The organism is Streptomyces sp. NPDC058646 (assembly GCF_042716875.1).
Taxonomy (GTDB): domain Bacteria; phylum Actinomycetota; class Actinomycetes; order Streptomycetales; family Streptomycetaceae; genus Streptomyces.
The window spans coordinates 248,375-271,932 of the sequence record NZ_JBHXRK010000001.1; the positions used below are offsets into that span (position 1 = coordinate 248,375).

Sequence of the window (23,558 nt, forward strand, 5' to 3'; positions counted from 1 at the left end):
GTATGCGCACCCGGCCGGGCCCGCCTACCGTGGCGGTCATGGGTGCTGCCGGAGATGCGATCGAGCTGGAGGCGGGTGGGCGGACGGTACGCCTCTCCAGCCCGGACAAGGTGTACTTCCCGGAGCGGGGCCTCACCAAGAGGGACGTCGCCGAGTACTACCTGGCGGTCGCCGACGGCATCACGCGTGCCCTGCGCAACCGCCCCACGACCCTGGAGCGCTTCCCCGACGGGGTGGAGGGCGAGTCCTTCTTCCAGAAGCGTGCGCCGAAGAACCTCCCGGACTGGATCCCGACCGCCCACATCGCCTTCCCGAGCGGCCGCTCGGCCGACGAGATCTGCCCGACCGAGCCGGCGGCCGTCCTGTGGGCGGCCAACCTGGGCTGCCTCACCTTCCACCCCTGGCCGGTGCGGCGCGAAGACACCGACCGGCCCGACGAACTGCGGATCGACCTGGACCCGCAGCCGGGCACCGACTACCACCACGCCGTGGCGGCCGCCCACCAACTGCGCGCTCTGCTGGAGGAACTGGGCCTGCGGGGCTGGCCCAAGACCTCCGGCGGCCGAGGGTTGCACGTCTTCGTCCCGATCGCGCCGCGCTGGACCTTCACCGAGGTCCGGCGGTGCGCGATCGCCCTCGGGCGGGAACTGGAACGCCGGATGCCGGGCAAGGTCACGACGGCCTGGTGGAAGGAGGAACGCGGCGAGCGGATCTTCGTCGACTACAACCAGACGGCCCGCGACCGCACGATCGCCTCCGCCTACTCCGTCCGCCCCCGCCCGCACGCCCCGGTGTCGGCGCCCCTGCGCTGGGACGAGGTCGACGACGCGGAGCCGCGGGACTTCGACATCGTGACGATGCCGGCCCGTTTCGCCGAACTGGGCGATCTGCACGCCGACATGGACGAGCACGCCTTCACCCTGGACGCCGTACTGGAGCTCGCCGAACGCGACGAACACGACCACGGCCTGGGCGACATGCCGTACCCGCCGGACTACCCGAAGATGCCGGGCGAGCCGAAGCGGGTCCAGCCGAGCCGGGCGAAGCACGAGGACGGCGCGTAGGGCCGGGCAGAGCCGGGTGTTGATCAGGCGTTGATCGGACGTCCATCGGCGGCGATCAGTATCTCCGGCATGTCGATGAACACCGCTTCCACCACCTCCGCCCCCGCCTGGTACGACCTCGCCCTCTGTGCCCAGACGGGCCCGAGCTTCTTCTTCCCGGAGCCCGGCTCGTCCCTGCGGGACGCGAAGGCGCTGTGCGGGTCGTGCGAGGGGCGGGCGGCGTGCCTGGAGTACGCCCTGGCCAACGACGAGCGCTTCGGCGTCTGGGGCGGACTCTCCGAATCCGAACGCCTCGCCCTGCGCCCCCGCGGCTGATCAGGTCCGCGTCCCCTTCCCACTCCGCCGCACGAGCCCGACCCGCAGCGCGAGATCGAACCCGTCGCCACCGCACTCCTCCCGCCGCGGCGCATGGGGCACGACCCGTACGGGGTAGTGCCCCCCGACGGGCGACACGACCCCGCCGAAGCGAGGGTCCCCGGCGAACCAGAGCCGTGGACTGCGCTCGTGTGCGTCCGCCGCCAGTTGCACGGGGAACGGGAACAATCGAAACGTCGAGGCGATTTGGTCCGTGAACCGGATGACGACGAGCGAGGCCGTCTGTGGATCGGTCTCATAGGGCAACTCACACCACGGGTATGTCTGGAGGATCGAGGCGATGCGTCGTCGGCGGCAGAACGCGACGACCACTACGGGGAGGAATGGGACGACGACGGCGACCACACTGCTGAAAATGAGCAGGGCGTGCGGGAGCAGACCCAGTACGAGGCCGGCTCCGGCGATCACAGCTGAAGAAAGCAGCCCCACCAGCCATGCGGCACGGCGGACCACCAAGCGCTGGTAGCCGACGGGCGTCTGGGGGTGGTCCCATGCGACCTTGGTCATCACAGGTGTCACAGAAGCACCTCTAGGATGCGCGAGGTGCCTGCTGAACTCGGAGCGCGAGCTTCGGGGTTCGAAAAGCTGACCGTATGGGTGACGGCCTCCAGGATGCTTGTGTATGCCTCGGCGTGCTCGATCGCCGTGCTGGTGAGGTCCAGGATGATGATGTGACGTCCCGCCGGGTCCGCAGTGACGACTCTGGCTTGAAACAGACAACCGTCCACCTCATCGGGGGTGATGAGCCCAGCAACGAGGCAGCACGGGCTCGAAGAAGCGAGCTCGATGACCTTGCGCGTCGCGCTGCTCCAGAGCGAGGACCGGGCGATGGCGAGGGCGGTCCGGGCCACGGTCACCCGAGGATTGGGGTGGTCCGCTTGCCGGATGGTCAGTGAGAACAGTGAGGTCGATACACCTCCATCGCCCTCCGGATGCAGTCCGATCGAGGTACGCACCACCTGGTGAGCCACCAGAGCGTCCATGCGGTCCATGAGCTGCGCGATTTGCCGGCGGCTCTCTGTACCACCCAGAGCCTCAGCGACGACTTCGAGCACCGGCCGATCGCGCGGACCGATGTCGTGGAAGCCCGGCGGTAGCCGGAACCAGAGTGCGGGGACCTGCACGTCGTGCATCACGGCCTCATCACCGCCCAGGCACTGGCGGACTTCGCGGCCGCGGACGGTGCGTCGTCCAGCACCCCGCGCACGCCATCTGCCGTAGTGGATGCCTGCTCGACCGCATCGCTGTCCGACAGAAACCCGGCACCACCCGTGACCGCCCCCGTCACCGGCCCAGCAAGTCCCACAGACTTCCGGACCGTGGGGTCCGTCGTCCGCACCGCCCAGGTGAGGAGGGGGTTTTCGACCTCCTGGATGGCGAGACCCGTCGACCACGTGGTCCGGCCGAATTCACCCGCCCCCGTCCCCAGGCTTGCCAGGGCGCTGGTTTCCGGGGCGGCGGAGAGGGCCGCGCGGGCGGCTGCTGTGCCTGCCTTGGCTCCTGAGGCGACCGCGGCGAGGCCCGGGACCGAGCCTGCGGTGTCGCCGAGGAGGGTCACGCCGCTCTTCCAGAAGTCCGCGTCGAACTCGCCCTTCGTGAAGCCGTCCGACAGGGACTTCCGGAATCTCGGGTCGGCGAGGTGTGTGCCCAGCGCGGCCACGGACAGCCCGCCGGCGACCAGCATCACCGCCAGGCCCGCGGGCGGGCACAGCAGGGCCACGCCGGCCCCGACCGCACCCAGAACCGCCGACGCGTTCGACAGGGCGTCGCCCGGGTCGTCGGTGATCTTGTGCCAGATCGAGGCCAGTACGCCCGGTTCCTTCGGGGCCAGTCGGTCGGTGGCCTTGTCCAGGGCGTGGGCGACGCGGCGGGCCGCCGCGGCGTGTTCCGAGGCGAGCTCGCGGGCCAGGCGGCGGGCGTCCGCGAGGGCCTCCTCGGTCTTCGCGGCGGCGGCCTGGGACTCGTACCGGGCGGCCAGCGCGCGGTGGGCGACCAGGGTGTCGTGCCAGGCCGTGAGCCGGCGGGCCGCCTCCGCGAGGGAGGTGTGGGCCGAGCCGAGGTAGCGGGGGAGCTCGTCCGAGAGGGAGGCGCGGAAGGCGGTGGCGGCCTCGCCCTGCCAGGCCGAGCTCTGGGAGACCAGGGCCTTGACGACGCGAGCCGCCTCCCCCAGGGAGGCGGACGAGGCGTTCAGCTTCTTGGCCAGGGCCAGCACCGCCGCGGGGTTCCCCGGCGCCGGGTCGAAGCCCAGGGCGGCGGGCTCAGCCACGGGCGTCCGCCGCCGCACGGCGGAAGGCTTCGCGGACGGCCGTCTCCAGCTCCGCGTACTCCTGCGCGCTGCGGTCCACGCCCTCCCGTACGCGCTTGACGCGTCTGGTCAGCTCCCGCGCGCCGTGGGCCCACCGTTCCTGGAAGCCGTCGCAGGCGGCGTCCAGGTCCGCCGTGCCGAGCTGGTCGGCCCGTACGTGGTCCAGTGCCTGCCGGGCCTCCCGCAGCGAGAGCAGGGAGGAGTCCAGGGCGCGGGTCAGGCGGGTCAGCTGGTCGATGTCCACCCGGAGCGAGGTCATGACGCGAAACCCTGGCAGAGCGCGGCTCCGCCAGGGCAATCGGCGTCACCCGGGCGAGCGAGCGGAAACCGGTCAGCCCGGAGGCGGAGCCTCCGGGCCGAGGGGGTGGCCGGGGTCAGGCCGGAGACGGAGCCTCCGCGCCCGGGATCAGCCCTTGCGGGCCGCGATGCGCGCGGCGCGGGCGGCCAGGCGCTCGTCGAACTTGCGGGCCTCGGAGTCCAGGCCGTTCATGAAGAGCGCGAGCTCCTCCTGGGCCTTCTGGCCCTCGGGGCCGAGCCCGTCGATGTTCATGATCTTCAGGAAGCGGATCACCGGGCTCAGCACGTCGTCGTGGTGGATCCGCAGGTTGTAGACCCCGCCGATCGCCATCTGCGCGGCCATCCGCTCGAAGCCGGGCATGCCGTGTCCGGGCATCCGGAAGTTGACCACGACGTCCCGCACGGCCTGCATGGTCAGGTCCGGGGCGAGCTCGAAGGCCGCGCCCAGCAGGTTCCGGTAGAAGACCATGTGCAGGTTCTCGTCCTGCGCGATGCGGGCCAGCATCCGGTCGCAGACCGGGTCACCGGACTGGTGGCCGGTGTTGCGGTGCGAGATGCGGGTGGCGAGCTCCTGGAAGGCGACGTACGCCACCGAGTGGAGCATCGAGTGCCGGTTGTCGGACTCGAACCCCTCCGACATGTGCTGCATCCGGAACGCTTCCAGCTTGTCCGGGTCCACGGCGCGCGAGGCCAGCAGGTAGTCGCGCATGACGATGCCGTGGCGGCCCTCCTCGGCGGTCCAGCGGTGCACCCAGGTGCCCCACGCGCCGTTGCGCCCGAACAGCGAGGCGATCTCGTGGTGGTAGCTGGGAAGGTTGTCCTCGGTCAGCAGGTTCACGACCAGCGCGATCTTGCCGATCTCGGTGACCTTGGACTGCTCCGGGTCCCAGGCCTCGCCGTCCTCGAAGAAGCCCGGGAAGTTCCGGCCGTCGCTCCACGGGACGTACTCGTGGGGCATCCAGTCCTTGGTCACCTGCAGGTGGCGGTTGAGTTCTTTCTCGACCACCTCTTCCAGCGCGAACAGCAACTTGGCGTCGGTCCACGCCTCCGAGCTGCCGAGGTGGGGAGAGGTGACTGTCACGGGTACTCCTGGGTGCAAAGCGAATTACCTACGGTTCCGTAGCCTACGGAGTCGTAGGTTAAGCGCGACATCAAGGCCAGCCAAGCCCCACTCACCCATATGTCCGGTTACATCCAGTTATCTATGCAGTTTGAGCCCGGTCAGGGGCGGGGAAGTGCGGCTGGCAAAGTCATACCCTCAGGTGGTGCACGGGTCCTCGCCTTGACGACCGGGACCGGAGCCCGGGCCCGGGCGGGGCCAGGCCCTGCCGGTGTACGCCTTCCCCCGGGCGCCCGGCCCTAAGCGGACTCGGCGCGCTGCTTCGCCGCGCAGGGGCCTCGCCCCGCGTGATTCGCGTCACCCCGCGTCATCCCGCGCCGCCAAGCCCGCCGGACGGCCGTCTGTCGGCCATCCGGGGCCGGCCGGTCACTCGTGCCAGAGGTTCTCCCGTACCTCTTCGGCCGTGGTCGGCCGCAGGTCGCCGTCCAGCAGCAGCCACCGCGTGATGCCGATCGACTCCAGGAACGGCACGTCGTGGCTGGCCACCACGAGCGCGCCCTCGTACGAGTCCAGTGCGCCGGTCAGCTGCCGGACGCTCGCGAGGTCCAGATTGTTCGTCGGCTCGTCGAGCATGAGCAGCTGTGGCGCGGGCTCGGCCAGCAGCAGCGCGGCCAGCGCCGCCCGGAAGCGTTCGCCGCCCGACAGGGTGCCGGCCGGCCGGTCCGCCCGGGCGCCGCGGAAGAGGAAGTGCGCGAGCCGCGCCCGGATCAGGTTGTTCGTCGCCTGCGGGGCGAACCGTGCCACGTTCTCCACCACCGAGCGGCTCTCGTCGAGCACGTCGAGGCGCTGCGGCAGGAACCGCGTGCTCACGTGGGTGACGGCCTCGCCGGACTCGGGTGCGAGCTGGCCCGCCATCGTGCGCAGCAGGGTGGTCTTCCCGGAGCCGTTGCGGCCCACGAGTGCGATCCGCTCCGGTCCGCGCAGCTCCCATTCGCCGCGTACGGCCGCCCCGTGCGCCAGGCGCAGGTCGCTCAGGGTGAGCACGCGGCGCCCCGGCGGCACCTGGGTGGCGGGCAGTTCGATGCGGATCTCGTCGTCGTCGCGCACCGCGTCGACCGCCTGGCCGAGCCGTTCCCTGGCCTGGGCCAGCTTCTCGGTGTGCATGATGCGGTGCTTGCCGGCCGATTCCTGCGCCGCGCGCTTGCGGGCACCCATCACGATCTTCGGCTCGCGCTTGTTCTCGAACATCTTCTGGCCGTACCGCTTGCGCCGGGCCAGTTTGACGTGGGCGTCGGCCAGTTCGCGCTTCTGCCGCTGCACGTCGGCCTCCGCGACCCGGACCATCCGCTCGGCCGACTCCTGTTCGGCGGCGATCATCGCCTCGTAGTCGGTGAAGTTCCCTCCGTACCAGCGGACTTCGCCGTCGTGCAGGTCGGCGATCTGGTCGACGCGCTCCAGCAGCTCCCGGTCGTGGCTGACCAGGACCATGACCCCGTTCCACGATTCGACCGCCCCGTACAGGCGGCGGCGGGCGCGCAGGTCCAGGTTGTTGGTGGGCTCGTCCAGCAGGAGCACGTCGGGGCGGGCGAGCAGCAGGGCGGCCAGTCGCAGCAGGACGCCCTCGCCGCCCGACAGTTCGCCGACGGTGCGGTCCAGGCCGATCCCTGCGAGGCCGAGCTGGTCGAGGGTGGCCAGGGTCCGTTCCTCCACGTCCCAGTCGTCGCCCACGGCGGCGAAGTCGGCCTCGGTGGCCTCGCCCGCCTCGATGGCGTGCAGGGCGGTGCGCGCCGCACGGATCCCCAGCGCCTCGTCCACGCGCAGCGCGGTGTCGAGCGTGAGGTTCTGCGGCAGGTGGCCGACCGTGCCGGCGACGGAGAACTGGCCCCCGGACGGGGTCAGCTCTCCGGCGGCGAGTTTCAACAGGGTGGACTTCCCACAGCCGTTGAGTCCGATCAGGCCCGTCCGACCGGGGCCGACGGCCAGGTGGAAGTCGTCGAAGACGGGGGTGCCGTCGGGCCATTCGAAGGAGAGCGCGGAGCAGGTGAGGAAAGCAGGGGCGTGACTCATAGAGGCCTCCAGGTTGCGTGAGTGGTACGTGCAACGCGGGGAGACAGCCGACGGTCAGCCGGTGACGCGGAAGGTCACGGTGGGGCGGTCGGTGTCTCGGACCTCAGACGAGCAATGTCCTGCTCCGTTTCGGCGGCAGTGGGGCGTCTACGAAGCTACGGGCGGCCGGATTCGGCCGCAAACGGATTTACGGGGCCGGGGGAGCGGGGGCCGTCGCCGGGCGGGCCCGGGCGGCGGCGCGGACGGTCAGCAGGTGTCGCGCATCAGCTCGGCGAGGCTGTGGTCCATGTCGAGGTAGAGGTGCTCCAGACCCGGGGGCACCACGGTCGCGGCCCGCTCCAGGAACCGGTGCAGCTCCGCGGTCGTCATCAGGACGATCGCCACGCCCTCGGGTGCGTGGAACTCGACCGTGGTGCGGTCGGCGTCGTACGGGCGCACGCGGACGTCCCCGCTGCCCGACGGGCGGTCCAGCCCCGACTCCAGCAGCTCGCGCGCGAAGGTCCACGAGACCTCGATGCCCTCGAGCGTGGCGGGGGCCGGGAACGCCATGCGCACGGCGAAAGGATCCGCACGGTCGTAGCAGAGGGTGACGGTCACGGTCTCGACCTTCGGCGCGGTGGCGACCAGACGGGCCTGAACGGCCTGCTCGATGACAGTGATCAAGGCTCACTCCCTTGCGGCGGATCTGCTGCCGGGCTGAGGGTGAAGTCCGGCAACCGGATAGACGCCGGAATCGGCAAATCCGTGCACGGGGGATGACGTGAGCTGTATCACCGATTGGCCGGAACCTGTCCGTGTGATCGCACAGAGTGACCGTTCGGTCGGAAGTGCGGGAAGGCGGAGTAGTCGGTTCCGTACACCCTGAAGTGCGTGAAGAAGGGCTGGTAACCGCTCACTCCGGCGGAGCAAGGTGCCGCCCCGAAGCGTTCGCGGCTCATCCGCCGAGGGCCGCCACGCCCGGTGCGCACCGACCGGCGGCCGGCCGACGCAAAAGCGTACGGGGCCCGTCGGCGGCCGGGCGACCGGTGCACCCGGCGGCCCCGGGCCCAGGCGGGCCGCGGCCGCGAGGCGCCCTGGACGGCCGATCCGGGGTGCGTTAGCTTCCGGCGCCATGAGACTTCTGGGAGTTGGCATGTGCGCGGCGGCTGTGGCGCTGGGGATGGCGGCGGCACCCGCCCAGGCGTCCCCGGCCGGAGCCTCGGCCGAACTGGCCGAACTGGCCGAACTGCGCGGCGCGGGCTGGGCGTTGAAGGACACCGGCAAGGAGGCGCGGTTCCGGGGACTGGCAGCGGTCAGCCGGTCGACGGCGTGGGTGGCCGGCTCCAAGGGGACCGTCCTGCGCACGGTGGACGGCGGCCGCAGCTGGCGGGACGTCTCCCCGCCGGGCGCCGTCGCGGAGGGGCTGGAGCTGAGGGACATCGAAGCCTTCGACGCGCGGCGCGCGGTGGCCCTGTCCATCGGGGAGGGCGAGGCCTCCCGGGTGCTGCGCACGGAGGACGGCGGCGCCACCTGGACCGAGACCTTCCGCAATCCCGACCCGCGCGCCTTCTACGACTGCCTCACCTTCTTCGACGCCCGGCACGGGCTGGCGATGAGCGACCCGGTGGACGGCAAGTTCCGCATCCTGTCCACGCAGGACGGCGGCCGCAGCTGGCGGGTGCTGCCGAGCGACGGGATGCCCCCGGCCCTGCCCGGCGAAGCGGGCTTCGCGGCGAGCGGACAGTGCCTGGTCAGCGCCGGGTCCCGGGACGTCTGGCTGGCCACGGGCGGCGGTGCCGCCGCCCGGGTCCTGCACTCCGCGGACCGCGGCCTGACCTGGCGCGTCGCCGACTCCACCGTCCCGGCGGGCGATCCCGCACGCGGGGTCTTCGCCCTGGCCTTCCGGGACCGTACGACGGGCCTCGCCGTCGGCGGCGACTACCGCACGGGCCAGGCCTCCCCGCAGGCCGCGGCCGTCTCCTCCGACGCCGGCCGCACCTGGCGCCAGGCGGCAACCCCGCCGCCGGCCTACCGCTCGGGCGCCGCCTGGTACCCGTACGCCCGGGGCACGGCCCTCGCCGTCGGCCCGACCGGCACGGACGTGACGACCGACGGCGGCCGCAGCTGGCGGGCGCTGGACGCGGGCTCCTTCGACACCGTCGACTGCACGGCCGACGCGGCCTGCTGGGCGGCGGGGGAGAAGGGCCGGGTCGCCCGGCTGGAACGCCGCTGATCAGGGAGCCGGGGTGATCCGGTCCATGCCCGGGTAGCGGCCGGGCGTGAAGCCCGCGGCCCGGTACACCGGCTCGCCGTCCGCGCTGGCGTGCAGCTGGACGTAGCCGATGCCGAGGCCGCCGAGCCACTCCAGCAGTCCGTCGACGACGCGGCGGCCGTGTCCCCTGCCGCGGGCCGCCCCGTCCGTCACGATGCCGTCCAGGTAGCCCCGGCGCCCGTCCGGCCCCGCTGGACCGGGCAGGTGGTAGGTGATCCAGGCCATGCCGGAGGCCAGCAGCGGTCCGCCGGGGGGAGCGCCGACGACCAGGCAGCGCACGGCGGGCCGCTCGCCCACCCGCTCCGCGAACCAGCCCGCCGCGATCGTCCGCCAGGCGGCGTCGGGCGGGCCCGGCTCCACCCCCAGAGCCTCCAGGGCGACGGCGCGCAGCCGGATCAGCTCGGGTATGTCGGCGGGCTCGGCGAGGCGGGGAAGCACCGGTTTCTCCTCGGAAGTCGTGAGGCGCGGCCGCGTCCGGCCGCCCGCCGCGTCGGCGCGGGCCGGGCGTCCGTACGGCCGCGGGTCAGTGGTGTCCTGACGGTCGAATCGAATCCAGATCGAGCTGTGCCGAGCCGAGACGGGGCGCAGCCGGCCGGACGGGGCCGGGCTCCGCCCGTCGGTCAGACCAGGGGGTTCTCGCGGACCGTCGCGAGGTCCGCGGAGGTCTTCGTGGCGATGAACTCCGTGATGCGGTAGGCGCAGACGCCCGCCACCGTGAAGGGGTCCTCGGCCGCGATCTTCTCGATCTCCGCACGCGAGACCCCGCCGGCCAGGATCACGCCCCCGTCGCGCGGGATCTTGCGGCCCGACGCGAGGAAGACGCCCGCCGCGTAGTGGCCGTCCAGCCAGGCGATGTGGGCGTCCATCTCCTCTTCGACGGCTTCGAGGGGTGCGGTGTAGGTGAGCTCCATGACGAACATGATCGCCAGGCTACTCTCGCTCCATCATGACGAGTGCGAAGACCCCCGCCGACGAGGCCGAGGCCCGGGCGATACAGGACGAACTACGCCACCAGGTCGTGCTCACCGAGCCCGGCCCGCCCCCCGGGCAGGGCCTGGTCGCGGGCGTGGACGTGGCCTACGACGACGAGCGGGACCTGGTGGCCGCCGCGGCCGTGGTGCTCGACGCCGCGACCCTGGAGGTCGTGGAGGAGGCCACCGCCGTCGGCCGGGTCAGCTTCCCCTACGTGCCCGGCCTGCTCGCCTTCCGGGAACTGCCGACCGTACTGGAGGCCCTCGGGGCGCTCACCCGGGCGCCCGGCCTCGTCGTCTGCGACGGCTACGGCCTCGCGCACCCCCGGGGCTTCGGCCTCGCCTGCCACCTCGGGGTGGTCACCGGACTGCCGGCCATCGGCGTCGCGAAGAACCCGTTCACCTTCACCTGCGAGGAACCGGGCGCTCGGCGCGGCGACGGGGCCGCGCTGCTGGCGGCCGACGGCGCCGAGGTCGGCCGGGCCCTGCGGACCCAGGACGGGATCAAGCCGGTGTACGTCTCCGTCGGCCACCGCGTCTCGCTGGACAACGCCTGCGCCCACGCCCTGGCGCTGAGCCCCCGCTACCGGATCCCGGAGACCACCCGCCACGCGGACTCGCTGTGCCGCCGCGCCCTGCGCGAGGCCTCCTGACCGTCGCCTCCGCCCGGCCCCGGGGTCCGCGGTACGGGCTCCCGGACGCCGGGGCGGGCCGGGGTCAGCGCGAGTGCACCACCCGGAAGGTGATCCCGGCCCGCTGGAGCCGGGGCAGCAGCGCGTCACCCATCGCCACGGCCGTCGTCAGCTGCCCCCCGGCCTCCGGTACGGGGTCGTAGGCCAGGCAGAGCGCAGACTCGGCCAGCATCTTCGCCGTGTCGCCGTAGCCCGGGTCACCGCCCGCCACCTCGGTGAACACCCGGCGCCCGCCGCCCTCGCCCACGAAGCGCAGCGTGAACCAGCTGCGGGCCCGCCGCTCCGCGTCCGGTCCCTGCCCCGGCTCCCAGCGGTTCATCAGCATCCGCCGGGCGGGCGGGACCTGGGCCAGGGCCACGGCCGCGCCCACCGCGGCCGTACCGCCCACCGCGACGGACAGGTGCTTGACGGAGGCGTAGTGGCGGTAGCGGAAGTCCGGCCCGTACCGCTCCAGCGCGGCGGCGGAACGGGCCACCACCGTCGGGTCCAGCGTGGGCAGTGGCAGCGCCCAGGTGCCGGTCTCCCGACTGAACCGCGGCGCACCCACCGGCCCCCGCGCCCGGCGCCCCAGCAGCCGGGGCTCGTGCAGCCGGCGCGCCCGCGCGGCCGTCAGGGTCTGCGGGCCGCGGCTGAGCGCGGTGAGGGCGGAGGTCAGGGTCCCGCCCGAGAAGAGGGCGTTGGTGCGCATGAACCCGTCGACCTTCAGCGGTACGCCCTCCGGGAGCTGACGGACCGTGAAGTACGCCCCGAGGTCGGCGGGGATCGAGTCGAAACCGCAGGCGTGCACGATCCGGGCCTCGGTCTCCCGCGCCCGCGCGTCGTGCTCGACGTACATCCGGTCCACGAACTCCGGCTCGCCGGTGAGGTCCACGTAGTCGGTGCCCGCCTCGGCGCACGCGGCGACCGGTCCGGCCCCGTACCAGACGTACGGGCCCACCGTCGTGGCCAGCACCCGGGTGGAGGCGGCCAGTTCGCGCAGGGCCTGCGTGTCCGAGGCGTCCACCCGCAGCAGTGGCAGCTTCGCGCAGGCGGGATCGACGGCGGCCAGCCGCTCGCGCAGCCGCTCCAGCCGGGCGAGGTCCCGGCCCGCGAGGGCCCACCGGCAGCCGTCCGGTGCGTGCGCGGCGAGGTACTCGGCGGTCAGCGCTCCCACGAATCCGGTCGCGCCGAAGAGCACGACGTCGTACGGCCGTTCCGGATGGTCCTGCCGAACCTGTGCGTTCATGACCGCTCCTCCCAGCTGGTGTCGGTGGCTGAGGCTAGCGTGAGGAACGGCTGTCCGTGCGGGCAGGTGTGACCTGCGGTAGGTGGGAGGCGTCATGAAGGCTCGGGAGGCTGCGGTGCGCAAGTGGGAGGCGGTGCGGGAGTTCGCTCTCGGGCTCCCGGAGGCGTGGGAGGACCATCCGTGGGGGCCCGAGGACTGCGTGACGAAGGTCAACAAGAAGATCTTCGTCTTCCTGGGCACCGTGGACGGTCCCCAGCAGCCCGGCCTCTCCGTGAAGCTCAAGGACGAGGCGCTGCACGGGCACGCGATGACCGCTCCGGGCGCGGCGCCCTCCGGGTACGGTCTGGGCCGGTCCGGGTGGGTCTCCGTACCCCTGGGGGAGAAGGGGACGCCCTCGGTGGAGGTGCTGTGCGAGTGGGTGGAGGAGAGTTACCGGACGGTGGCCCTCAAGCGGCAGGTCAAGGAGCTGGACGCCCGGACCGGGGCAAACGGCTAAGCGCTTGCTCTTGTGCTGAGTGGGACACGTTCCTAGCATCGCTGGTGTTACATCAGTTGTGTCACACCGTGCGACCGACAACGCTGGGGGCTCGATGGCAGTGACAGGGAACGGCCCGCTCGCCGGAGTGCGCGTCGTCGAGCTGGCGGGCATCGGCCCGGGACCGTTCGCCGCCATGCTCCTCGCCGACCTCGGCGCGGACGTGGTCCGGGTGGACCGGCCCGGCGGCGGCGGGCTCGCCGTCGATCCGGCCTTCGACGTCACCAACCGCAACAAGCGCTCCGTCCTGGTCGACCTCAAGTCCGCGGAGGGCCCCGCCCGCGTACTGGACCTGGTCGAGCGGGCCGACGTCCTCATCGAGGGCTTCCGCCCCGGGGTGGCCGAGCGGCTCGGCGTCGGCCCGGCCGACTGCCACGCCCGCAACCCGGAGCTCGTCTACGGCCGGATGACCGGCTGGGGCCAGGAAGGGCCGCTGGCCCACACCGCCGGGCACGACATCGCGTACATCGCCGTCACCGGCGCGCTGGGCATGATCGGCAGCGCGGACGGACCCCCGGCCGTCCCCGCGAACCTGGTCGGGGACTACGCGGGCGGCTCCCTCTACCTGGTCATCGGCGTGCTCGCGGCCCTCCAGCACGCCCGCACCGCAGGCACCGGGCAGGTGGTCGACGCGGCCATCGTCGACGGCACCGCCCACCTCACCGCCATGATCCACGGGATGGTGGCGGCCGGCGGCTGGCAGGACCGGCGCGGGGCCAACCTCCTCGACGGCGGCTGCCCCTTCTACGGCACCTACGAGACCTCCGACGGCCGGTACATGGCCGTCGGCGCGCTGGAGCAGCAGTTCTACGACACCTTCGTGGAGCTGCTCGGCATCAAGGACCAGGCCCCCGCCCGCAAGGACCTGGCCCGCTGGGGCGAGCTGCGCGAAGCCGTCGCCGCCCGCTTCCGCACCCGTACGCGCGCGGAGTGGACGGCGGTCTTCGAGGGCACCGACGCCTGCGTGGCCCCGGTGCTGTCGCTGGGCGAGGCCCCGCACCATCCGCACCTGGCCGCCCGCGGCACCTTCACCGACTTCGGCGGGATCACCCAACCCGCGCCCGCGCCGCGGTTCTCCGCCACTCCGGCCGCCGTCAGCAGCGGCCCCGCCCTGCCGGGTGCGCACGCCGCCTCCGTGGCCGCCGACTGGGACGTACCGGCCCTGCTCCCGAAGGAAGCCTGATGGAACTCTCCATGATGCTCGACTACGCGGGCGATCCGCGCCGGGCCGCGGACGAGGCGGCGGCGCTGGAGTCCGCGGGCCTGGACGCCGTCTGGGTGGCCGAGGCCTGGGGCTTCGACTCCCCGACGATCATGGGGTACCTCGCCGCCCGCACCGAGCGGCTGAAGATCGGCTCGGCGGTCCTCAACGTGTACTCGCGCACCCCCGGCCTGATCGCCCAGACGGCCGCCGGTCTCGACGCGGTCTCCGGCGGCCGGGCGATGCTGGGCCTCGGCGCCTCCGGACCGCAGGTCGTGGAGGGCTGGCACGGCCGGCCGTACGACAAGCCGCTCGGCCGGACCCGCGAGACGGTCGAACTGTGCCGCCGGATCTGGCGCCGCGAGACGATCGACCACCACGGCATCACGGACATGCCGCTGCCGCCGGAGAAGGGCGGCCGGCACGGCAAGCCGCTGAAGATCCTCACCCGCCCGGTCCGGGACGCGATCCCCGTGTACGTCGCCTCGCTCGGCCCGGCCAACGTCCGCCTGACCGCCGAGATCGCCGACGGCTGGCTGCCCACCCTCTTCATCCCGGAGAAGGCCCGTGCGGTGTGGGGCGCCCCCCTCGCCGAGGGCGCCGCCGCGCGGTCCCCGGACCTCGGGCCGCTCCAGACGGTGGCGGGCGGGCTGCTCGCCATCGGTGCGGACGCCGCGGCCGTACGCGACCTCGCGCGACCGCAGATCGCGCTGTACGTCGGCGGGATGGGCGCGGTGGGGAAGAACTTCTACAACGACCTCGCCGTGGCCTACGGCTACGAGGAGGAGGCCCGCCGGATCCAGGAGCTCTACCTCTCCGGGCGCAAGCGCGACGCCGCGGCCGCCGTCCCGGACGAGTTCTGCGAGCTGATGACGCTGTGCGGACCCGAGGGCTACGTACGCGACCGCGTCGAGGCCTTCCGGGAGGCGGGCGTCACCATGCTCGACGTCACGCCCGTCGGCCCCGACCCCGCCCGCCTGATCGAAACCGTCAAGAACTGGCTCTAGGGGGTGTCCTGCCCACAGGCCGGCCCGGTCCGCCCGAGCACAGGCCGGTCCGACCGGCCGCCGACCCGCCCGGCCTGACCGCCGCACTCCGCCCCGCGGCGGCCCCGGACGGCAGCCTCCACCGCCGGGGGGCCGCAGCCGCCCGATCCCGCTCACCGAACCCCCCGACCGGCACGACACCCCTGGGAGCCCCTCCGATGAAGCGAACCGTCCGATGAAGCGCCAGATCTTCGACGCCGACCACGAGGCGTTCCGCGAGACCGTCCGCACCTTCCTCACCAAGGAGGTGCTGCCGCACTACGAGCAGTGGGAGAAGGACGGCATCGTCAGCCGCGAAGCCTGGCTGGCCGCCGGCCGGCAGGGGCTGCTGGGGATGGCCGTCCCGGAGGAGTACGGCGGCGGCGGGAACACCGACTTCCGATACGCCGCCGTGATAGCCGAGGAGTTCACCCGCGCGGGCACCCCCGGGCTCGCGATCGGCCTGCACAACGACATCATCGGCCCCTACCTCACCTCGCTCGCCACCGAGGAGCAGAAGCGCCGCTGGCTGCCCGGCTTCTGCTCCGGCGAGACCGTCACCGCCATCGCGATGACCGAGCCGGGCGCGGGCTCGGACCTCCAGGGCATCCGTACGACGGCCGAGGACCGCGGCGACCACTGGGTGCTGAACGGTTCCAAGACCTTCATCTCCAACGGCATCCTGGCCGACCTGGTGATCGTGGTCGCCAGGACCACGCCCGAGGGCGGCGCGCACGGCCTGTCGCTGCTGGTCGTCGAGCGCGGCGCCGAGGGCTTCGAGCGCGGCCGCAACCTCGACAAGATCGGCCAGAAGGCCCAGGACACCGCCGAGCTGTTCTTCCACGACGTCCGGGTGCCCAAGGAGAACCTGCTCGGCGAGCTGAACGGCGCCTTCGTCCACCTGATGACGAATCTCGCGCAGGAGCGGATGGGCATCGCGATGGCCGGGATCGCCGCCGCCGAGTACCTGCTGGAGATCACCACGCAGTACGTCAAGGAGCGCGAGGCCTTCGGCCGCCCGCTCGCCAAGCTCCAGCACATCCGGTTCGAGATCGCCGAGATGGCCACCGAGTGCGCCGTCACCCGTACCTTCCTCGACCGCTGCATCACCGACCACGCGAACGGCGAACTCGACCACGTACACGCCTCGATGGCCAAGTGGTGGGCCACCGAGCTCCAGAAGCGCGTCGCGGACCGCTGCCTGCAACTACACGGCGGCTACGGATACATGACCGAATACCGGGTCGCGAGGGCCTTCACCGACGGCCGTATCCAGACCATCTACGGCGGCACCACCGAGATCATGAAAGAGATCATCGGCCGTTCCCTGCTCGGCTGACCCCCGCCTGCCCCTCCCCTTGGAAAACCTCCGAAAGGCTTGACCAGTGAGCACCGAAGCGTACGTATACGACGCGATCCGCACGCCGCGCGGCCGCGGCAAGGCCAATGGCTCCCTGCACGGCACCAAGCCGATCGACCTGGTCGTCGGCCTCATCGACGCCCTGCGCGAGCGCAACCCCGGGCTCGACCCCGCCACCATCGACGACATCGTGCTCGGCGTCGTCGGCCCGGTCGGCGACCAGGGCTCCGACATCGCCCGGATCGCGGCGATCGCCGCCGGACTCCCGGACACCGTCGCGGGCGTGCAGGAGAACCGCTTCTGCGCCTCCGGGCTCGAAGCCGTCAACATGGCGGCCGCCAAGGTCCGCTCCGGCTGGGAGGACCTCGTGCTGGCCGGCGGGGTCGAGTCCATGTCCCGCGTCCCCATGGCCTCCGACGGAGGCGCCTGGTTCGCCGACCCGATGACCAACTGGGACACCGGCTTCGTCCCGCAGGGCATCGGCGCCGACCTGATCGCCACCATCGAGGGCTTCTCGCGGCGCGACGTCGACGAGTACGCGGCCCTCTCCCAGGAGCGGGCCGCCGCGGCCGTGAAGGAGGGACGCTTCGCCAAGTCGGTCGTCCCCGTCACCGACCGCAACGGCCTGGTCGTCCTGGACCACGACGAGTTCATCCGCCCGGGCACCACCGCCGACACCCTCGCCAAGCTCAAGCCGTCCTTCGCGGACATCGGCGAGCTCGGCGGCTTCGACGCCGTCGCGCTGCAGAAGTACCACTGGGTCGAGAAGATCGACCACGTCCACCACGCGGGCAACTCCTCCGGCATCGTCGACGGGGCCTCGCTCGTCGCCATCGGCTCCCGCGAGGCCGGCGAGCGCAACGGGCTGCGCCCGCGCGCCCGCATCGTCTCGGCCGCCGTGTCCGGCTCCGAGCCCACCATCATGCTCACCGGTCCCGCCCCCGCCACCCGCAAGGCCCTCGCCAAGGCCGGGCTGACCATCGACGACATCGACCTGGTCGAGATCAACGAGGCCTTCGCCGGTGTGGTGCTGCGCTTCGTCAAGGACATGGGCCTGTCCCTCGACAAGGTCAACGTCAACGGCGGGGCCATCGCCCTCGGCCACCCGCTCGGCGCCACCGGCGCGATGATCCTCGGCACGATCGTCGACGAGCTGGAGCGCCAGGACAAGCGCTACGGGCTCGTCACGCTCTGTGTCGGCGGCGGCATGGGTGTCGCCACCGTCGTCGAGCGCCTCTGAAACGTCCTGTCCCCAGACCCTCCTCCGCACGGACCGACACGAAAGCAGTGACCATGAGCGAGTCCACCACGATCCGCTGGGAACAGGACGAGACCGGCGTCGTCACCCTGATCCTCGACGACCCCGACCAGTCCGCCAACACCATGAACCAGGCCTTCAAGGACTCCATCGAGGCCGTCGCCGACCGCGCCGAGGCCGAGAAGGACTCGATCCGCGGCATCGTCTTCACCTCCGCCAAGAAGACCTTCTTCGCCGGCGGCGACCTCAAGGACATGATCCGGCTGCGCCCCGAGCACGCCCAGCTGGCCTTCGACACCGGCACCGCCATCAAGCGCTCCCTGCGCCGCATCGAGACCCTCGGCAAGCCCGTCGTCGCCGCGATCAACGGAGCCGCCCTGGGCGGCGGTTACGAGATCGCCCTCGCCTGCCACCACCGCGTCGCCCTCGACGCGCCCGGCTCCAAGATCGGCCTGCCCGAGGTCACCCTCGGCCTGCTCCCCGCCGGTGGCGGCGTCACCCGCACCGTGCGCCTCATGGGCATCGCCGACGCGCTCCTGAAGGTCCTCCTCCAGGGGACCCAGTACAACCCGCAGCGCGCCCTGGACAACGGCCTGGTCCACGAACTGGCCGCCACCCCCGAGGAGATGCTCGCCAAGGCCCGCGCCTTCATCGACGCCAACCCCGAGTCGAAGCAGCCCTGGGACGTCCCCGGCTACAAGATCCCCGGGGGTACGCCGTCCAGCCCGAGGTTCGCCGCGAACCTGCCGGCCTTCCCCGCGAACCTGAAGAAGCAGCTCAACGGGGCCCCGTACCCGGCGCCGCGCAACATCCTGGCCTGCGCCGTCGAAGGCACCCAGGTGGACTTCGAGACCGCGCTGACCATCGAGGCGCGCTACTTCACCGAGCTGGTCACCGGCCAGACCGCCAAGAACATGATCCAGGCGTTCTTCTTCGACCTCCAGGCCGTCAACGCCGGCCGCAGCCGCCCCCAGGGCGTCCCCGCGCGCACGGTCCGCAAGGTGGCCGTCCTCGGCGCGGGCATGATGGGCGCCGGCATCGCCTATTCCTGCGCCCGCGCGGGCATCGAGGTGGTGCTCAAGGACGTCACCGCCGAGGCCGCGGCCAAGGGCAAGGCGTACGCGCAGAAGCTCCTCGACAAGGCCGTCTCCCGGGGCCGTACGACCGAGGCCCAGCGCGAGGAGCTGCTCGCCAGGATCACCCCCACCGCGGACGCCGCCGACCTGGCGGGCTGCGACGCCGTCATCGAGGCCGTCTTCGAGGACACCGCCCTGAAGCACAAGGTGTTCCAGGAGATCCAGGACGTCGTCGCACCGGACGCGCTGCTGTGCTCCAACACCTCCACCCTGCCCATCTCCGGGCTGGCGGAGGGGGTTTCGCGTCCGGCCGACTTCATCGGGCTGCACTTCTTCTCGCCCGTCGACAAGATGCCGCTCGTCGAGATCATCAAGGGCGGGCAGACCGGTGACGAGGCCATCGCCCGCGCCTTCGACCTGGTCCGGCAGATCAACAAGACGCCCATCGTGGTCAACGACTCGCGGGGCTTCTTCACCTCGCGGGTCATCGGCCAGTTCATCAACGAGGGCGTGGCGATGGTCGGCGAGGGCATCGAGCCCGCCTCCGTCGAGCAGGCCGCCGCGCAGGCCGGCTACCCCGCCAAGGTGCTCTCGCTGATGGACGAGCTGACCCTGACCCTGCCGCGCAAGATCCGCAACGAGACCCGCAAGGCCTTCGAGGCCGAGGGCCGGACCTGGGCCGAGCACCCCGCCGACGCCGTCATCGACCGGATGGTCGACGAGTTCGGCCGCCCGGGCCGCAGCGGCGGGGCCGGCTTCTACGCGTACGACGAGTCGGGCAGGCGGGCGGGCATCTGGCCGGGGCTGCGCGAGCACTTCGCCAAGCCGGGACACGAGATCCCCTTCGAGGACATGAAGGAGCGGATGCTCTTCTCCGAGGCCCTGGACACCGTCCGCTGCCTCGACGAAGGGGTCCTCACCTCGATCGCCGACGCCAACATCGGCTCCATCATGGGCATCGGCTTCCCGGCCTGGACCGGCGGCGTGATCCAGTACATCAACGGCTACGAGGGCGGCCTGCCGGGCTTCGTCGCCCGTGCCCGCGAGCTGGCCGGGACGTACGGGGAGCGCTTCACCCCGCCGGCTTCGCTGGTCGCGAAGGCCGAGCGCGGCGAGACGTACGCCGACTAGCGCGGCGGGACGTAGGCCGGCCGGCGCGGCCGTCCCGGGCCCGTGGAGGCGGGCCCGGGACTGTTCCGTTGCGTTCCGTCCCTACTGGCCGGCGCCGCTCAGGAAGGCGAACACCCCGCGCTCCCCGGTCCCGTCCGGGGCGGACCAGCCGGCCAGCACCTGCCCGAGCAGACCGTCCGCGGCGGCGGCCCCGGGGCCGAGCACCCGGGTCACGGTCAGCCGCAGGACCGGCCCCGCCCCGGACGCGCGGCCCACCGTGACGACGGTCGCTCCGGCGGTGTCGGCCACCTCGCCGGGGCCGGTGAGGTCCTCCGGTACGCCCTCGCCCTCGGTGCGGACCTCGACCGTCGGGTCCGGGGCGTCGCTCGCGTTCTGGTCCTGCGCCGTCGTCCGGCCCGCCATCAGCGCCAGGAGCTGCTCCACCAGGACCGGGTCGTGGGCGCCGTCGTAGATCCAGCGGCGGCCCAGCACCCCGTGCTCGGACGTGCCGATGAGGCCCTCCTCCGCGCCCTTCAGCGGGGCCCCGCGGTAGGTGACCGGCACCAGGTAGGCGATCGGTGCGTCACCGGAGCCGTCCGTGACCACCATGAACTCGATGCCCACCTCGCCCTCGGGGTCGTCCAGCCGGAAGCCACCCGCCTTGGCGAGCTGCGGGACGGCGCCCTCCGCGCCCTGGTACCAGGGGCGTGAGGGCAGCCAGCCGGTGAGGAGTTCGAGTTTGCCGGGGGACATGGTGGTGCGATGAATGACAGCCATGTCCGTCAACCTATCCGCACGGCCCGACAGTTGCCGCTCAGGCCTGCGGGCCGACGTCCGGTGTCCGTTCCGGTTCCGAGACGAACGCCGCCCGCAGTTCCTCCCGCAGCGACCGCTGAAACGCCGTCACCAGGGCCTGCACCACCATCGGCTGCATGTGCGCCGACAGGGCCTTCATCGACTCCACCCGTTCCGGATCGCTCTCGCCCTCGGTGAACGGCCCCCACACCTCGTCCCGGAACAGCGCCGTCAGCTCGTGCGCCGCCGACCGGGTGTGCTCCATCAGCACCGTCCGGGCCGCCAGGATCGTCTCGTGCGCGATGGGTACGTCGAGCAGTGCGACGCCCAGCCTCAGCAGCCCCACGTCCACCCGGAACCCGTCCCCCGAGGGGGCCAGTACGCCCATCGCGGTCAGCCGCTCGACGTCGCCGTCCGACAGGCCGCGCCCCGCCCGTTTCTCCAGCTCCGCCCGCGAGGCCTCCAGCGCCGCGTCCGGAGCCCAGCTCGCCACCAGCGCCCGGTGGATGGCCAGGTCGTGCGCGCTCAGGTCGTCGGGGAGGGCGTCCAGGTACCGCTCGATGGCCGACAGCGTCATCCCCTGGTGCTGCAGCTCCTCGATCAGCGCCAGCCGGGACAGGTGCTCCGGACCGTAGTGGCCCACCCGGCGAGGACCGATCGCGGGAGGGGGCAAAAGCCCGCGCGTGCTGTAGAACCGTACGGTGCGGACGGTGACGCCCGCCCGGGCCGCCAGCTCGTCCACGGTGAGCATCGGCTCGGGTGCCCGGTCGGTCATCGTCTGCGCCTCGCTCTCTGCTCCACAGCTTGGGTTCAACAGTATTGCTGTCGCACCAACGATGTGAAACGGCCAGGAGCTGCCCATGACCACGAACCTGCGACTGCCCGGACGGCCCGAGGAGCTCACCCTCCCGGCCCTGCTGGCCCGCAACGCCGCCGCGTACGGGCACCTGCCCGCCCTCTCGTGGCGCGCCGGCCCCGCAACGGCCCCGTGGACCACCCTCACCTGGGCCGAGGCCCGCCGCGAGGTCGCCGTCCTCGCCTCCGGCTACCGCGCCCTCGGCGTCGAGCGCGGTGAACACGTGCTGCTGATGATGGGCAACCGCCCCGAGCACTGGCTCAGCGACCTCGCCCTCGTCCACCTCGGCGCCGTCCCCGTGACCGTCTACGGGACCTCCGCGGCCGAGCAGGTCGCGCACATCGCCCGCCACAGCCGGGCCAGGGTCGCGGTCGTCGAGGGAGCCCGCGAACTCGCCCGCTGGGAGCCGCTCCTGGACGACCCCGGCGTGCCCCTGGAACGGCTCGTCGTCGCCGAGGCGGCCGAGGCGGGACCGCACCGCGCGTACGAGGACGTGTACGCGAGCGGCGTCCGGCTGGACGGCGCGGACGCCTTCGAGAAGGCCTGGCAGGACCCGGAGAACCAGTTCTGGCGCCCCGAGGACCCGCTGACGGTCGTCTACACCTCCGGCACCACCGGCGACCCCAAGGGCGTCCGGCTGACCCACCGCAACCTCATGCTCCAGTCTGTCCGCCTCGACCGGAACGTGGCCCTGCCCGAGCACGCCGAGCACCTGTGCTACCTGCCCTTCGCGCACATCGCCGAGCGGATCCTCGGGATCTACCTGCCGTTGCTGCGCGCCGCGCACGTACGGCTGTGCGCCGATCCGGCCGCCGTGTCCGCCGCCGTCCGCGAGCTGCACCCGGTGCAGTTCTTCGGGGTGCCCCGGGTGTGGGAGAAGCTCGCCGCCTCCGTACGGGCGGTCCTGGCGCGGCTGCCCGAGGAGCAGCGCGCCGCCATCGAGGCGGCGAACGACCTGGCCCGCACGCGCGCCGGCCACCGGGAGCGCGGTGAGGAGGTGCCGGCGGCGCTCGAAGCCACGTACGCCCGGACCAAGGAGCGGGTGCTGGACCCGCTGCTCGGCCTCGCCGGGCTGGACCGCCTCGTGTGGACGGCCAGCGCCACCGCCCCGATGCCGATCGACGTGGTCCGCTTCTGGGCGGGCTGGGGCATCACCATCATGGATGCCTGGGGGCTGACCGAGACCTCCGGCGTGTGCACGGTCAACAGCCCGGACGCCTTCCGGCTCGGCTCGGTGGGCCGCCCGATCGAGGGGGTGGAGCTGAAGCTCGCCGAGGACGGGGAGATCCTCACCCGCGGTGCGACCGTCTTCGGCGGCTACCTGCGGCCCGACGGCTCCCTGGAGAGCGCGGCCGACGCCGAGGGCTGGTTCCCGACGGGGGACATCGGGCGGCTCGACGAGGACGGGTTCCTCTGGCTGACCGACCGCAAGAAGGAACTGATCATCACCTCGAACGGCAAGAACGTCTCGCCGGCGCTGGTGGAGAACACGGTCAAGGAGCACCCGCTGATCGGGCAGGCCATGGTCCACGGAGACGGCCGCTCCTACCTCGTGGCCCTGCTGGTCCTGGACCCGGAACTGGCCCCGGCCTGGGCCGCCGCACGCGGCATCGAGGCCGCCTCCCCCGCCGCCCTCGCCGCACACCCCGCCGTCCGCGAGGAGGTCGCCCGCGCGGTCGAGGCCGCGAACGCCCGGCTCAACCGCACCGAGCAGATCAAGCGGTACCGGCTGCTGACGGCGGAGTGGGGGCCCGACACCGGTGAGCTCACCCCCTCGCTCAAACTCCGCCGCCGCGTGGTCCGCGAGAAGTACGGGGCGCTGATCGACGGGCTGTACGAGGAGCCGTACGAGGGACCCGGCGGGGAGGCACCCGGGGAACCGGAAGGCGTTCGCCGGGCGTAACCCCAACGGCCCGGTCCGGTGGGCGTGCACCCGCCCACCGGACCGGGGCTGTGGAATGTCGACATACCCAGCCCGTCACCCCGCTCCCCGCCAGACAGGGCGGTGACGGACAGCGGGTGCCCGGGGCAGCCG

Annotated in this window: 23 protein-coding genes; 11 read left to right on the forward strand and 12 right to left on the reverse strand. The window is 72.5% G+C overall.

Annotated elements, in window-relative coordinates; all coding sequences use genetic code 11:
* Positions 1–38 precede the first annotated feature (38 nt).
* Together ligD and ACFWUZ_RS01100 are read left to right on the forward strand one after the other, a co-directional pair.
* On the forward strand, positions 39–1,064 hold the full coding sequence (gene ligD, locus ACFWUZ_RS01095) for a non-homologous end-joining DNA ligase (RefSeq protein ID WP_384364990.1): 1,026 nt from the start codon (positions 39–41) through the stop codon (positions 1,062–1,064).
* A 69-nt stretch (positions 1,065–1,133) separates the two neighbouring features.
* On the forward strand, positions 1,134–1,379 hold the full coding sequence (locus tag ACFWUZ_RS01100; protein ID WP_384364993.1) for a WhiB family transcriptional regulator: 246 nt from the start codon (positions 1,134–1,136) through the stop codon (positions 1,377–1,379).
* On the opposite strand, the gene ACFWUZ_RS01105 is transcribed toward ACFWUZ_RS01100, so the two are convergent.
* The 7 genes from ACFWUZ_RS01105 to ACFWUZ_RS01135 form a co-directional block, all read right to left on the reverse strand.
* Positions 1,380–1,946 (reverse strand): hypothetical protein, encoded by a 567-nt coding sequence (locus ACFWUZ_RS01105; protein WP_384364996.1) that lies wholly within the window; start codon positions 1,944–1,946, stop codon positions 1,380–1,382. It abuts the gene before it with no gap.
* A gap of 8 nt (positions 1,947–1,954) precedes the next feature.
* Positions 1,955–2,572 carry a hypothetical protein gene (locus tag ACFWUZ_RS01110; protein ID WP_384364999.1) on the reverse strand — a complete coding sequence of 206 codons (618 nt, stop codon included), beginning with the start codon at positions 2,570–2,572 and terminating at the stop codon, positions 1,955–1,957.
* Complete coding sequence (locus ACFWUZ_RS01115; RefSeq protein ID WP_384365002.1) at positions 2,572–3,705, reverse strand: hypothetical protein; 1,134 nt, start codon at positions 3,703–3,705, stop codon at positions 2,572–2,574. Before ACFWUZ_RS01115 ends, ACFWUZ_RS01110 begins: the two co-directional genes overlap by 1 nt.
* Positions 3,698–4,003 carry a hypothetical protein gene (locus ACFWUZ_RS01120; RefSeq protein ID WP_384365004.1) on the reverse strand — a complete coding sequence of 102 codons (306 nt, stop codon included), beginning with the start codon at positions 4,001–4,003 and terminating at the stop codon, positions 3,698–3,700. The genes ACFWUZ_RS01115 and ACFWUZ_RS01120 overlap by 8 nt, the downstream gene beginning before the upstream one ends.
* A 147-nt stretch (positions 4,004–4,150) precedes the next feature.
* Positions 4,151–5,122, reverse strand: a complete 972-nt coding sequence (locus ACFWUZ_RS01125) for an acyl-ACP desaturase (RefSeq protein WP_384365007.1) — start codon at positions 5,120–5,122, stop codon at positions 4,151–4,153.
* Between the two features lie 405 nt (positions 5,123–5,527).
* On the reverse strand, positions 5,528–7,168 hold the full coding sequence (locus ACFWUZ_RS01130; RefSeq protein ID WP_384365010.1) for an ABC-F family ATP-binding cassette domain-containing protein: 1,641 nt from the start codon (positions 7,166–7,168) through the stop codon (positions 5,528–5,530).
* A gap of 246 nt (positions 7,169–7,414) precedes the next feature.
* Positions 7,415–7,831: an SsgA family sporulation/cell division regulator gene (locus tag ACFWUZ_RS01135; RefSeq protein ID WP_384365013.1), complete on the reverse strand. Its 417-nt coding sequence runs from the start codon at positions 7,829–7,831 to the stop codon at positions 7,415–7,417.
* Between the two features lie 469 nt (positions 7,832–8,300).
* Between ACFWUZ_RS01135 and ACFWUZ_RS01140 the strand changes: the two genes are divergently transcribed.
* Positions 8,301–9,380 (forward strand): WD40/YVTN/BNR-like repeat-containing protein, encoded by a 1,080-nt coding sequence (locus tag ACFWUZ_RS01140; protein ID WP_384365016.1) that lies wholly within the window; start codon positions 8,301–8,303, stop codon positions 9,378–9,380.
* On the opposite strand, the gene ACFWUZ_RS01145 is transcribed toward ACFWUZ_RS01140, so the two are convergent.
* On the reverse strand, positions 9,381–9,857 hold the full coding sequence (locus ACFWUZ_RS01145; protein ID WP_384365019.1) for a GNAT family N-acetyltransferase: 477 nt from the start codon (positions 9,855–9,857) through the stop codon (positions 9,381–9,383). It abuts the gene before it with no gap.
* Between the two features lie 182 nt (positions 9,858–10,039).
* Entirely contained in the window at positions 10,040–10,339 is a 300-nt protein-coding gene (locus tag ACFWUZ_RS01150; protein WP_384365022.1) for a YciI family protein, read from the reverse strand.
* Positions 10,340–10,365: 26 nt separating this feature from the next.
* Between ACFWUZ_RS01150 and ACFWUZ_RS01155 the strand changes: the two genes are divergently transcribed.
* Positions 10,366–11,043 carry an endonuclease V gene (locus tag ACFWUZ_RS01155; RefSeq protein WP_384365025.1) on the forward strand — a complete coding sequence of 226 codons (678 nt, stop codon included), beginning with the start codon at positions 10,366–10,368 and terminating at the stop codon, positions 11,041–11,043.
* A 64-nt stretch (positions 11,044–11,107) separates the two neighbouring features.
* On the opposite strand, the gene ACFWUZ_RS01160 is transcribed toward ACFWUZ_RS01155, so the two are convergent.
* The gene (locus tag ACFWUZ_RS01160; RefSeq protein ID WP_384365028.1) at positions 11,108–12,307 is read right to left on the reverse strand and encodes a saccharopine dehydrogenase family protein; all 1,200 of its coding nucleotides are present in this window, start codon (positions 12,305–12,307) and stop codon (positions 11,108–11,110) included.
* A gap of 94 nt (positions 12,308–12,401) precedes the next feature.
* Between ACFWUZ_RS01160 and ACFWUZ_RS01165 the strand changes: the two genes are divergently transcribed.
* The 6 genes from ACFWUZ_RS01165 to ACFWUZ_RS01190 all read left to right on the forward strand — a co-directional run bounded on the left by ACFWUZ_RS01165 (position 12,402) and on the right by ACFWUZ_RS01190 (position 19,893).
* On the forward strand, positions 12,402–12,803 hold the full coding sequence (locus tag ACFWUZ_RS01165) for an MmcQ/YjbR family DNA-binding protein (protein WP_384365031.1): 402 nt from the start codon (positions 12,402–12,404) through the stop codon (positions 12,801–12,803).
* A 94-nt stretch (positions 12,804–12,897) separates the two neighbouring features.
* On the forward strand, positions 12,898–14,025 hold the full coding sequence (locus ACFWUZ_RS01170; protein ID WP_384365034.1) for a CaiB/BaiF CoA transferase family protein: 1,128 nt from the start codon (positions 12,898–12,900) through the stop codon (positions 14,023–14,025).
* Positions 14,025–15,050 carry an LLM class F420-dependent oxidoreductase gene (locus tag ACFWUZ_RS01175; protein ID WP_384365037.1) on the forward strand — a complete coding sequence of 342 codons (1,026 nt, stop codon included), beginning with the start codon at positions 14,025–14,027 and terminating at the stop codon, positions 15,048–15,050. The genes ACFWUZ_RS01170 and ACFWUZ_RS01175 overlap by 1 nt, the downstream gene beginning before the upstream one ends.
* A 214-nt stretch (positions 15,051–15,264) precedes the next feature.
* Positions 15,265–16,407 (forward strand): acyl-CoA dehydrogenase family protein, encoded by a 1,143-nt coding sequence (locus ACFWUZ_RS01180; RefSeq protein ID WP_384365040.1) that lies wholly within the window; start codon positions 15,265–15,267, stop codon positions 16,405–16,407.
* Positions 16,408–16,453: 46 nt separating this feature from the next.
* Complete coding sequence (locus ACFWUZ_RS01185) at positions 16,454–17,668, forward strand: acetyl-CoA C-acetyltransferase (RefSeq protein WP_384365042.1); 1,215 nt, start codon at positions 16,454–16,456, stop codon at positions 17,666–17,668.
* Between the two features lie 53 nt (positions 17,669–17,721).
* Positions 17,722–19,893: a 3-hydroxyacyl-CoA dehydrogenase NAD-binding domain-containing protein gene (locus ACFWUZ_RS01190; RefSeq protein ID WP_384365045.1), complete on the forward strand. Its 2,172-nt coding sequence runs from the start codon at positions 17,722–17,724 to the stop codon at positions 19,891–19,893.
* A gap of 81 nt (positions 19,894–19,974) precedes the next feature.
* On the opposite strand, the gene ACFWUZ_RS01195 is transcribed toward ACFWUZ_RS01190, so the two are convergent.
* Positions 19,975–20,649: a 1,4-alpha-glucan branching protein gene (locus tag ACFWUZ_RS01195; RefSeq protein WP_384365048.1), complete on the reverse strand. Its 675-nt coding sequence runs from the start codon at positions 20,647–20,649 to the stop codon at positions 19,975–19,977.
* A 37-nt stretch (positions 20,650–20,686) separates the two neighbouring features.
* A complete protein-coding gene (locus ACFWUZ_RS01200) occupies positions 20,687–21,442 on the reverse strand; it encodes a MerR family transcriptional regulator (RefSeq protein ID WP_384365051.1) in 756 nt (251 codons plus the stop codon).
* A gap of 85 nt (positions 21,443–21,527) precedes the next feature.
* Here ACFWUZ_RS01200 and ACFWUZ_RS01205 point away from each other — a divergent pair, with 85 nt between their 5' ends.
* Positions 21,528–23,426, forward strand: a complete 1,899-nt coding sequence (locus ACFWUZ_RS01205) for an AMP-dependent synthetase/ligase (protein ID WP_384365054.1) — start codon at positions 21,528–21,530, stop codon at positions 23,424–23,426.
* Positions 23,427–23,558 lie beyond the last annotated feature (132 nt).

Bases quoted from the DNA above. Each gene is read 5' to 3' on its own strand.
- ACFWUZ_RS01110 (WP_384364999.1), bottom strand. From the start codon at position 2,572: ATGCACGACGTGCAGGTCCCCGCACTCTGGTTCCGGCTACCGCCGGGC.
- ACFWUZ_RS01120 (WP_384365004.1), bottom strand. From the start codon at position 4,003: ATGACCTCGCTCCGGGTGGACATCGACCAGCTGACCCGCCTGACCCGC.
- ACFWUZ_RS01105 (WP_384364996.1), bottom strand. From the start codon at position 1,946: ATGACCAAGGTCGCATGGGACCACCCCCAGACGCCCGTCGGCTACCAG.
- ACFWUZ_RS01140 (WP_384365016.1), top strand. From the start codon at position 8,301: ATGTGCGCGGCGGCTGTGGCGCTGGGGATGGCGGCGGCACCCGCCCAG.
- ACFWUZ_RS01175 (WP_384365037.1), top strand. From the start codon at position 14,025: ATGGAACTCTCCATGATGCTCGACTACGCGGGCGATCCGCGCCGGGCC.
- ACFWUZ_RS01180 (WP_384365040.1), top strand. From the start codon at position 15,265: ATGAAGCGCCAGATCTTCGACGCCGACCACGAGGCGTTCCGCGAGACC.
- ACFWUZ_RS01170 (WP_384365034.1), top strand. From the start codon at position 12,898: ATGGCAGTGACAGGGAACGGCCCGCTCGCCGGAGTGCGCGTCGTCGAG.
- ACFWUZ_RS01205 (WP_384365054.1), top strand. From the start codon at position 21,528: ATGACCACGAACCTGCGACTGCCCGGACGGCCCGAGGAGCTCACCCTC.
- ACFWUZ_RS01165 (WP_384365031.1), top strand. From the start codon at position 12,402: ATGAAGGCTCGGGAGGCTGCGGTGCGCAAGTGGGAGGCGGTGCGGGAG.
- ACFWUZ_RS01190 (WP_384365045.1), top strand. From the start codon at position 17,722: ATGAGCGAGTCCACCACGATCCGCTGGGAACAGGACGAGACCGGCGTC.
- ACFWUZ_RS01200 (WP_384365051.1), bottom strand. From the start codon at position 21,442: ATGACCGACCGGGCACCCGAGCCGATGCTCACCGTGGACGAGCTGGCG.
- ACFWUZ_RS01155 (WP_384365025.1), top strand. From the start codon at position 10,366: ATGACGAGTGCGAAGACCCCCGCCGACGAGGCCGAGGCCCGGGCGATA.
- ligD (WP_384364990.1), top strand. From the start codon at position 39: ATGGGTGCTGCCGGAGATGCGATCGAGCTGGAGGCGGGTGGGCGGACG.
- ACFWUZ_RS01195 (WP_384365048.1), bottom strand. From the start codon at position 20,649: ATGGCTGTCATTCATCGCACCACCATGTCCCCCGGCAAACTCGAACTC.
- ACFWUZ_RS01100 (WP_384364993.1), top strand. From the start codon at position 1,134: ATGTCGATGAACACCGCTTCCACCACCTCCGCCCCCGCCTGGTACGAC.
- ACFWUZ_RS01130 (WP_384365010.1), bottom strand. From the start codon at position 7,168: ATGAGTCACGCCCCTGCTTTCCTCACCTGCTCCGCGCTCTCCTTCGAA.
- ACFWUZ_RS01160 (WP_384365028.1), bottom strand. From the start codon at position 12,307: ATGAACGCACAGGTTCGGCAGGACCATCCGGAACGGCCGTACGACGTC.
- ACFWUZ_RS01150 (WP_384365022.1), bottom strand. From the start codon at position 10,339: ATGTTCGTCATGGAGCTCACCTACACCGCACCCCTCGAAGCCGTCGAA.